This window comes from Desulfococcus sp. (assembly GCF_050178255.1).
Lineage (GTDB): Bacteria > Desulfobacterota > Desulfobacteria > Desulfobacterales > Desulfococcaceae > Desulfococcus > Desulfococcus multivorans.
The window spans coordinates 36,802-45,931 of record NZ_JBFXGG010000021.1; the positions used below are offsets into that span (position 1 = coordinate 36,802).

Here is a 9,130-nt window from a genome sequence, read left to right on the forward strand (position 1 = left end):
AATATAGTACCTCAACCGTCGACTTTCGTGATATCGATGTAAAGGGCCTGAAGACAGGAGGGGGATGGGAACGCCGCTTTTCATGTGCATACCGACGGGCCGGTCGCCTCTATTCTGAACCTCTGATTGAAACCCGTTTGAGCGGAGAAAGGGAGATGTAATGAGCATAGAACCCGTTGCGTTGGAAAAACTCTACCATCGCTGTGATCCCGAACAATTTGCTTTCAAAACGACGGACGAACTGGAGAACCTCAGCGAGTTCATTGGCCAGTCACGAGCCGTTGACGCTATCCATTTCGGCGTCGATATTCGACATGACGGCTACAATGTTTTCGCCCTGGGCGATCCGGCAACCGGAAAATTATCCCTTATCCGCGAATTGCTGCGGCTTCGGGCTTCTAAAGAGGATGTGCCTCCGGACATCTGTTATGTCTACAATTTTGATGAAGCCCACAAGCCCAGACATCTGGTCATTCCGCCGGGAAAAGGCAAGAGCCTTGCCCGGGACATGGAGCAGCTGGTGGAGGAGGTTCGAAACGCCCTTCGCGCCGCCTTTGAAAGCGAAGAGTATCAGAACCGCCAGCAGAGCATCAGTCAGGAGCTTCAGGAACAGCAGGAGAAGGCTTTCGGTGAGCTGCAGAAAAAAGGTGAAGCTTACAATCTCGCCCCGCTGAGAACCCCTGCGGGTCTTGTCTTCGCTCCGGTTCGCGACGGAGAAGTGATGCCGCCGGACGAGTTCAAGAAGTTACCCGATGCCGAGCGGAAAAAGATCGAGGAAAAGGCCGAGGAACTTCAGCAGGAGGCCATGAAGATCTTTCAGAAGATCCCTCAGTGGGAGCGGAAGATGCGGGAAAAACGGCGCAACCTCAACCGGGAGATCACGGGATTCACCGTCGGGCCGGTCATCGACGAACTTCGTCGGAAATACGAGGATATCGCGGATGTTCTGAGTTATCTGGATGCTGTTGAAAAGGACATCATTCGAAACGTGCGGAACTTTTTTCAGCCCGATGCGGGACAGCAGAAGGAGGAGGCATCGATGCCGGTGCCGTCGTCCGGCACGGTCGGCCCGGACGGACGGGGAGAAAACCCGGCGCTGAGGCGTTACAAATTGAACATTCTGGTGGAAAACAGCGGATCGGAGGGTGCCCCCGTCGTTTTCGAGCAGAACCCGTCCTATCAGAATCTCGTGGGACGCGTGGAGCACATGGCCCACATGGGTGCGCTGGTGACCGATTTCAATATGATCCGACCCGGGGCGCTGCACAAAGCCAGCGGCGGCTATCTGATTCTCGACGGCTTGAAGCTGCTTCAGCAGCCCTTTGCATGGGAAGGGCTCAAACAAGCCTTGAAAACCCGTGAAATCCGAATCGAATCCCTCGGTCAGATGTACGGATTTATTTCCACCGTATCCCTCGAGCCCCAACCCCTGCCGCTGAATGTCAAGGTGGTCCTTCTGGGCAGCCCCATGCTCTATTACCTGATACGCCATTATGATCCGGAATTCGGAGAACTCTTCAAGGTGGCCGCCGATTTCGATTATCGTATGGATCGGACGCCTGAAAACGAGCAATCCTACACACGCCTGATCGCCACCATGGCCCGAAAGCACAGGCTGCGCCCCTTCGATCGGACCGGCGTGGCCCGGATCATCGAGCAGGGATCTCGAATGGTGGAGGACGGTCGGAAGCTTTCCGTTCTGATGCGCGTGATCTGCGATCTGTTGAAAGAGGCGGATTATTGGGCCGGCAAGAACGGCAGCGGGACGGTCGGCGCCGCCGAAGTCCAGAAGGCCGTCGATACGGCCATCCATCGTTCGGATCGCCTCCGGGAGATGGTGCATGAGCAGATCCAGCGGGATATCGTTCTCATCGACAGCACGGGAGACAAGGTGGGGCAAGTCAACGGACTGTCGGTGATCCAACTGGGGGATTTCGCTTTTGGACGGCCCAGCCGGATCACCGCCCGGATACACCTGGGCAAGGGCGACGTCGTGGATATCGAAAGGGAAGTGGCTATGGGCGGTCCCATCCATTCCAAGGGGGTCCTGATTCTGGCGGGTTTTCTCAACGGTCGCTTCGCCGTGGATCACCCCCTTTCCCTTTCCGCAAGCCTCGTTTTCGAACAGTCCTACAGTGGTGTGGAAGGGGACAGCGCGTCGTCGGCGGAGTTGTATGCGCTCCTGTCGGCCATCGCCGACGTGCCCATCAAGCAATCCCTGGCGGTGACGGGCTCCGTGAATCAACACGGGATCATTCAACCCATCGGGGGCGTCAACGAGAAGATCGAAGGCTTTTTCGACGTCTGCCGATCGAGGGGGCTCACGGGAGACCAGGGTGTTCTGATCCCGTCATCCAACGTGGATCACCTCATGCTGCGGCGGGATGTGATCGATGCTGCGGCGGATGGGAAATTCCGGATCTATGCCGTGAAAACCATAGACCAGGGCATCGAAATCCTGACGGGCATTTCTGCCGGCACCGCCGACGCCGAGGGCAACTATCCTGCCGAAAGTGTAAACGGCAAGGTCCATGCGCGGTTGAAGGAGATGGCTGAAAAACGAATCGCTTTTGGACGAAAAATGCAAGGGGAGAAGAAGGAGGATGCGTAATGAAAGAGGTTTCCATTCGACGGATTCTGGTGGCGTTGGATGCCTCTTCGTCCTGCGTCGAAGGGCTTAAAATCGCCGCAGAAATGGCCGCGCGTCTGGGTGCGGAACTGGCAGGAGTGTTTATCGAGGACATCGATCTGATCCGGGCCGTGGAGTTTCCGTTTACCCGCGAGTGCGGATATTTCGGGGCCGAGGTTCGCCGTGTTGAACCCCATCAGTTGGAAGAACAGCTTCGGGCCCAGGCGGGTCGGATGCGGAAAATTCTCGAGGCCATCGCCACCCAACGGCAGTTGAACTGGAACTTTACCATCATCCGCGGGTCCGTGGCCCGGGAATTGCTGTCACTGGGTACCGATGCGGACCTCATTATCATGGGGCGATCAGGGCGCTCGCTTCTGGGATCCAAGCGGTTGGGCTCCACCGTGAAAGAAGTGATCACCCGGAGGAGCGGCTTGACCCTCATTCTTCACCAGAAGACGGCCAAGCCCGATCATCCGATGGTGATTTACGACGGCACGCCGTCCGCCCTGAAAGCCCTGGATGCCGTCACCGTTTTTTTGACGGACGACGAGATGGAAGTATGTGTCTTTCTCCTGGCCGACACCAAGGAACAGGCCCAAAAATACCGAAAGGCGGTTGACGATGCCATGGGGCCTGCGGGGCGCCGGGTAAAGTTTCGACTCCTGATCAGCTCAGATCCGGCGGTGATTGCCCATTTCGCCAATCTTGAAAGCAGCGGCCCGCTGCTGCTTCCGGGAGAACGCTGGCGCACGAAAGCGGAAGAATTGATCGAACTGGTGAAGGCTCTCGATGGGCCGGTTCTGGTGGTGAAATGAGTCGGAGACGGGGACATCGGGCGGAGTAGGGACGTTTGGGGCATTCATACATAGCCTGAGCCGCATCGTATACATCCATTCCCCCATGGAAAGCCTCTTCAGATCTGCGCTAATATGAAATCGTATCTGAGAGAAGGGATTCCGACGATCGGTGCGCTGAATGCCTTGAGGCGTAGATAGACCGGTCGTCGACCTCATGATTCGGATGAAGCCTTTGGCGCAGACTGAAAATGGAGGAAATGATGAAAGCGATCGCGGTCTACCTTGATGACACGCCCGTTCGCTTCACCGATGACGGACGGGTTTTTGTAATCGATGCCATCGCCGTCGTCGCCGAGGGGTTGATCGACAATGCCGAAGCGACGGCTGCGGGCCCTTTGTGGGATGATCTGGTCCGCCGCAATCCGGAACTGATGACATATTGTCGCGAGATTGACGACATGGGAGAGGGGTCGATTCCGGTGGCCGACAGCGGCGGATGGGACAAAATCCACGAAAAGCTTTTCGAGCTTCTGCTGGAGCAGCTGGAATGAGGGCCGCATCAATTCCTGGCCACCAGCCCTTTTTCGATGGCGTAGGCGGTCAAGGCCGACGCGTTGTGGATATTGAGCTTTTGCATGATGTTCGATCGATGCTTTTCAACCGTTTTCGGGCTGATGAAGAGAAACCGGGCAATCTCCTTGCTCGTGTAACCCTCCCCCACGAGCTTGAGAACCTCCCGCTCCCGCTGGGTCAGCGTGTCCCACGGCGTTTCGGACTTGAGTGTTTTTCGACTTTCGATGTATCCTTCCAGGACCTTGCCGGCGATACCCGGGCTGATGAAATTTTTGCCTGAGAGCACGACGTGTATGGCCCTGAGGAGTTCCTCCTGGGTGGAATCCTTGAGACAATACCCTTCCGCCCCCGAGCGAAAGACCTCGAGGATATATTCTTCCGAGTCGTGAATGGTGAGTGCCAGTATCTTGGTCTTCGGCGAAAGGCGCTTGATCTCTTTGAGGGCGGCGATGCCGTTCATTTTCGGCATGGACAGATCGAGCAGGACAAGATCATGACTGCACTTGGACACACACCGTACGGCGGAGAGCCCGTCTTCGGCCTCTCCGGCGATTTCCAGGGCGTCGTCGGACTCAATCATGAGCCGAATGCCTTCTCTGAGAAGCGTGTTGTCTTCAGCGATAATGATGCGCTTTTTTTCCATTTCGAGTCCGTCGTGGTCGGTTTGAATGAGAAAAACGATATAGAGGCTTTAGCAAATCCGGCGAGCAAAGTAAAACGCAACTTTCGACTTTCAGAGGCCGTATCTTTCCGGTCATCGTCATGAAAGTCGAAAGTTGAATTTCGGTTTTGAAGATGCCGGATGGAAAGAGACTGTAGTCAGATATTCCAGAAAACCCATAAGGGCGGCTGCGCAATGATGTCCGGTTCGACTTCACGTGAAAGCGGTGTTTCATGCATCCTGGTCGTTGAGGATAACGATCAGCTTCGAAAAACGCTCTGCGAGGTGCTGGCGGAAAACCTGTCGGGGGTCGCCGTCGTGGCGGCGTCGAGTTGCGAAGAGGCTGTAGCGCGTATTTTCAGGTCGGTCCCGGATGTCATTATTACCGACATTCACCTGCCCGGGAAGAGCGGCCTCGTTTTGACGGAGAAAGTCAAGGCGCAATATCCTTGTCTTCCGGTGATCATCCACACGCAATACACCCTGCCCGAATATCGGGAGGCCGCCGAAGCATTGGGCGCCGATCTTTTTCTTGTCAAGGGGAAAATTCAACTGAATCGACTCTGCCGGCTTATCGGCGAATTTTTGGATTGATAATTCAGCCGACGTCGGTTAAGGTACCAGAACGCCAATGTATCACGCCGAAGCGAAATGCCGATGACCTCAAAAAGCCGATCCCATCAGCTCAGAGCACGCGCCGAAGAACTCCTGAATGACCGATTGTCATGGTCCTCCCGGAATTCAGGGACGGATTCCGACGCCGTGCAGCGTGAACTCCTGCTTTGTCAGATTGAGTTGGAACTCCGGAATAGCGAGCTTACAGCGCGTCATCAGACGCTCGAAAGGCTTCAAGATCATTATCACGCCCTGTTTGATTATGCACCCGTCGCCGCAATGACACTCACCGCCGACGGTGAACTCATAGAAGCCAACCACGCTGCGGCCGATCTGCTGCAGGCTGAAAAGGGATCCCTTTCCGGGGGGCGGTTTGAGCGCTTTATCCGACCGGGGGATCGTCGCCGCTTTCGCCTGCATCTGGAACGGGTATTTGGGGGTGGCGGGCGTCGGATCTGCGAACTGGAGATGAGAAAGACCGACGGCACCGTCTTTTTCGGGCAGATTATCAGCCTGCGTTACGACAGCGGGGGTGAATCGCAATGCCAGACCCTCGTCATCGACATCTCCTACCGGAAGCGCTTCGAAGCGGAAATGGAGGATCGCATTGACGGGCGCACACGGGAGTTGAACGCCCTGAACATGCAACTGGAACAGGAGATCGAGTGGCGCAAGCAGACCGAGGAGCGGCTCGATTCGGAACTCAATTTCCGCACCATCATCGAAGAGAGCATACCTGTGGGAATCTGCGTTTTCGATACCAACGGTCGTCTGATCCACGCCAACAGCCATCTGTGTGATATGCTGGGCTTCTCCCGGGATGAGCTCATCAACATCTATCCGCCGTATCCCTTCTGGCCGGAAGACGATATGCTGTCCCGGATGGAAGAACTGAAGAATTTTATCGAAAGGGATGATGTTTCCGAAAATGTCATTCGGGAATACCGGAAAAAAAACGGCGAACGGCTATGGGGATTGACCTCCCGGATAAAAATGAAGGATTATCACGGAAAGCGTTATGGTATCCTGGGATCGGTCTTCGATATTACGCCGCGGAAAAAAATCGAGGAGGAGCTGAGACTGTCGGAACGAAAGCTCCGGGCGCTTTCCGTTAAGCTGATGGAAGCCGGAGAATCTGAACGGAAGCGAATCTCCAAGGAGCTTCACGACAGTGTTGGATCCGCTCTTACCGCCGTTCAGTTTGCCATGGAGAGAAAAGTCGGCGAGATGGATGGACGTCCCTGCGAAAAGAAAACCTGCCTCGAGGATATCCTTCTGATGATCCACACCATCGCAGACGAAGTCCGCAGAATATCCAAAAATCTTCATCCGTCGGTCCTGGAAGATCTCGGCATCAAGGCGGCCTTACGGGCCTATGGACGTCAGTTTCAAAAGCTTTATAGAAATATCGCCCTCGACCAGATTGTCGACATGGATGAATCTGCGGTACCCGGCTACCTGAAACTCCTGATCTACCGAATCGTTCAGGAGTCCCTGAACAACGCCGTCAAGCACGGCGGTGCCGACCATGTTCGTCTTGAGCTGAGGCAGAATGACAACACCCTTGATCTGGTCGTCCGGGACAACGGTCGGGGGTTTGATCTTCAGGAGATTCAGAAACGGAATCTGGGCATCGGCGGGCTCGGGCTGGAAAGCATGAAAGAGCGAACGGAGCATGCCGGGGGAATGTTCGAGGTGTCGTCCGCCCCCGGTGTCGGCACCCGGATTCGGGCGGCCTGGACTCTGGATCCGCCCGAAGCTTCAGGAGATCCATAACGTCATTACGGGAGAATATCGCGAAAATCATTAGGGAATGGTGTCAATCCAGGATTTCCTTGACCCTGCCGACGTCGCCGCTTTCGAGGCGCACCTTGATGCCGTGGGGGTGTGTCGCCGATCGTGTCAGGATCGCCTTCACGATGCCGCGGGTCAGTTTTCCGGATCGCTGATCCTTTTTCAGGACGATCAGGACCGATCGGCCCGGAGCGATATCGGCGCGGCGGGTGCCGTCCACGGGGTTGGACGCCTGATGTCCGTCAACCATCGGGGATCGTGACGGCATGCGCTATCGACCGTCCGAAAAGCCGGGAACGATGATGCGATTTTCCCGCTTTTCGTTCATTTGCTCTCGCTGCATCTGTTTGACGTGTTCGACCATATCGGCCAGGGCCTGGTTCATGGCATCCGGAAAAACGTCCATGGCCTGTTTGAAGGTGTCGGCTTCAAGGCGGGCCTGAAGCGGGACCGGCCCCTCAGGGGACATCAGCTCCGTATGCCCGATGAAGATTGGGGAGCGGCTGGGATCTTCAGTGCCGTCCGCGTGAATGGGGACCAGCCTCCGGATGGATGCCACCTTGAAATCGGTGATGGCCTCTTCCCGATAAAGGTTCCGGGTGTCCACCGTAAAATCAATACCGTGTGCTTCTGTTGTGCTCATTGTAATATCTCCAGTGCTTCTTCAAAAAATATAGCGGCGTCCGGCGTCCATGGGGATGACCGGGTTTGCCGCAAGTGAGGCGAAAAAACAACGAACCCCTACGCCCGTCCCCGGTTTTTTGACAACGGGGGCGATGTCGGAGCGGTCCGTTTCAGATGCCGTGGATCCTGATGTCGCCGCCGGCCGGATCCTGTAAGGCCTGAAAGGATCATACACACAAATCCGCCGACTGGCCATACCTATTTTTGGCCTCGACTTTCGAATATCACCCAACTTCCTGAAATTTAAGATTCAACATATAGGCTGAAGGCTGAAGACTGAAGGCTGAAGGGGCACAAGGGCGTCGTTCGGCACAGGTTCATCCCATCGGCTTTTGTAGGCTGAAGGCTGAAGGGGGGATAAGCGTCCAGTTCGGCATAGGCTTACCGCTTCAGCCTTCAGCCTTCAGCCTATTCTTCAGCCTTCCGAAAGTTGAAGCCTTATAATGCCTTGGAAAACGGGGCTTGAGCCGAAAAAAGAAGGGGTTGACATCGGCAGACCCTCAGTTTATAAGTTTAACCTCATTAAGGAAAGTTTCCCGATTGAAAACCGTCGCCGGAAGCGGTCCCCCGCGATGGCGCACGATACATGCCGTGCATGGCACCACCATCCCTCGTTGATTTGGGATCGGCTGAAGATCATCGGCCGGTCCGGCGGCTATTGGAGGACGCATGCAACCCATTCTAGATTCCGATATGATGTCTTCCTGGGCGCCGGGCGTTTTCAGCCTTGTCTGTTTCAGCACGGCTGTTCTGGTTCTGGTGGCGGTGCTGCTGTTTATTTCCGCCTGGCTCGGCGAAAAACGTCCCAACCCCGAAAAATTGAGACCTTATGAAAGCGGGATCATTCCGACGGGTACGGCACGGCTGCGATATCCCGTCCCCTTTTTTCTGGTGGCGATCTTCTTTCTCATTTTCGACGTCGAGGGTGCCTACATCTTTTCCTGGGCGGCGGCCTGTGAAAGCATCGGATGGGCGGGATGGATACAGATGTCCTTTTTCATCATCGTTCTGCTGCTGGGTCTGATCTATATCTGGCGGAAAGGAGGGCTGGAGTGGGGTCCGGAAAAACACTAGCCGCTCTGGAGCCGCTGTTTCGACCGGCGGATGCCGTCATCAACTGGGCGCGATCGAGAAGCCTCTGGCCCATGTTTTTCGGTCTTTCCTGTTGTTTCGTAGAGGAGGCGACGGTCATCACATCCCGTTACGACATCGCCCGTTTCGGCGCCGAGGTCTTCCGCCCCTCGCCTCGTCAGGCCGATCTTCTCATCGTATCGGGCACCGTCTTCAAGAAGATCGCTCCCGTGGTGCTGCGTCTCTATGAGCAGATGCCCGAGCCCAAATGGGTCATCTCCATGGGATCCTGTTCGAACACCG

General features: G+C 55.8%; 10 protein-coding genes. 7 read left to right on the plus strand and 3 right to left on the minus strand.

Features of this window, described 5'->3' with window-relative positions; genetic code table 11:
• Positions 1-160: 160 nt before the first annotated feature.
• From AB7S84_RS06335 to AB7S84_RS06345, 3 genes are all read left to right on the plus strand, one after another.
• Entirely contained in the window at positions 161-2,611 is a 2,451-nt protein-coding gene (locus tag AB7S84_RS06335; protein WP_428153499.1) for a Lon protease family protein, read from the plus strand.
• Positions 2,611-3,447 carry a universal stress protein gene (locus tag AB7S84_RS06340; protein WP_428153501.1) on the plus strand — a complete coding sequence of 279 codons (837 nt, stop codon included), beginning with the start codon at positions 2,611-2,613 and terminating at the stop codon, positions 3,445-3,447. Before AB7S84_RS06335 ends, AB7S84_RS06340 begins: the two co-directional genes overlap by 1 nt.
• Before the next feature lie 239 nt (positions 3,448-3,686).
• Positions 3,687-3,980: a hypothetical protein gene (locus AB7S84_RS06345; RefSeq protein ID WP_144016408.1), complete on the plus strand. Its 294-nt coding sequence runs from the start codon at positions 3,687-3,689 to the stop codon at positions 3,978-3,980.
• 8 nt (positions 3,981-3,988) lie between these two features.
• Here the strand turns inward: AB7S84_RS06345 and AB7S84_RS06350 are convergent, their stop codons facing one another.
• Positions 3,989-4,645 carry a response regulator gene (locus AB7S84_RS06350; protein WP_020876430.1) on the minus strand — a complete coding sequence of 219 codons (657 nt, stop codon included), beginning with the start codon at positions 4,643-4,645 and terminating at the stop codon, positions 3,989-3,991.
• Positions 4,646-4,804: 159 nt separating this feature from the next.
• On the opposite strand from AB7S84_RS06350, the gene AB7S84_RS06355 reads away from it, so the two are divergent.
• The gene (locus AB7S84_RS06355) at positions 4,805-5,257 is read left to right on the plus strand and encodes a response regulator (protein ID WP_428153504.1); all 453 of its coding nucleotides are present in this window, start codon (positions 4,805-4,807) and stop codon (positions 5,255-5,257) included.
• Between the two features lie 63 nt (positions 5,258-5,320).
• Positions 5,321-7,054: a PAS domain-containing sensor histidine kinase gene (locus AB7S84_RS06360; protein WP_159449701.1), complete on the plus strand. Its 1,734-nt coding sequence runs from the start codon at positions 5,321-5,323 to the stop codon at positions 7,052-7,054.
• Between the two features lie 43 nt (positions 7,055-7,097).
• On the opposite strand, the gene AB7S84_RS06365 is transcribed toward AB7S84_RS06360, so the two are convergent.
• Together AB7S84_RS06365 and AB7S84_RS06370 are read right to left on the minus strand one after the other, a co-directional pair.
• Positions 7,098-7,340, minus strand: a complete 243-nt coding sequence (locus tag AB7S84_RS06365; RefSeq protein WP_327078294.1) for a YwbE family protein — start codon at positions 7,338-7,340, stop codon at positions 7,098-7,100.
• A gap of 3 nt (positions 7,341-7,343) precedes the next feature.
• Complete coding sequence (locus AB7S84_RS06370) at positions 7,344-7,715, minus strand: hypothetical protein (RefSeq protein WP_020876426.1); 372 nt, start codon at positions 7,713-7,715, stop codon at positions 7,344-7,346.
• 710 nt (positions 7,716-8,425) lie between these two features.
• Between AB7S84_RS06370 and AB7S84_RS06375 the strand changes: the two genes are divergently transcribed.
• The gene (locus tag AB7S84_RS06375; protein WP_020876425.1) at positions 8,426-8,830 is read left to right on the plus strand and encodes an NADH-quinone oxidoreductase subunit A; all 405 of its coding nucleotides are present in this window, start codon (positions 8,426-8,428) and stop codon (positions 8,828-8,830) included.
• Positions 8,809-9,130, plus strand: a 322-nt coding sequence (locus AB7S84_RS06380; protein ID WP_428153508.1) for an NADH-quinone oxidoreductase subunit B, incomplete at its 3' end; no start/stop codon positions are given. The genes AB7S84_RS06375 and AB7S84_RS06380, both read left to right, overlap by 22 nt.

Coding starts and splice junctions, on each gene's coding strand:
- AB7S84_RS06340 (WP_428153501.1), top strand. CDS start 2,611: ATGAAAGAGGTTTCCATTCGACGGATTCTGGTGGCGTTGGATGCCTCT.
- AB7S84_RS06350 (WP_020876430.1), bottom strand. CDS start 4,645: ATGGAAAAAAAGCGCATCATTATCGCTGAAGACAACACGCTTCTCAGA.
- AB7S84_RS06360 (WP_159449701.1), top strand. CDS start 5,321: ATGACCTCAAAAAGCCGATCCCATCAGCTCAGAGCACGCGCCGAAGAA.
- AB7S84_RS06375 (WP_020876425.1), top strand. CDS start 8,426: ATGCAACCCATTCTAGATTCCGATATGATGTCTTCCTGGGCGCCGGGC.
- AB7S84_RS06345 (WP_144016408.1), top strand. CDS start 3,687: ATGATGAAAGCGATCGCGGTCTACCTTGATGACACGCCCGTTCGCTTC.
- AB7S84_RS06355 (WP_428153504.1), top strand. CDS start 4,805: ATGGAAAGAGACTGTAGTCAGATATTCCAGAAAACCCATAAGGGCGGC.
- AB7S84_RS06335 (WP_428153499.1), top strand. CDS start 161: ATGAGCATAGAACCCGTTGCGTTGGAAAAACTCTACCATCGCTGTGAT.
- AB7S84_RS06365 (WP_327078294.1), bottom strand. CDS start 7,340: ATGCCGTCACGATCCCCGATGGTTGACGGACATCAGGCGTCCAACCCC.
- AB7S84_RS06370 (WP_020876426.1), bottom strand. CDS start 7,715: ATGAGCACAACAGAAGCACACGGTATTGATTTTACGGTGGACACCCGG.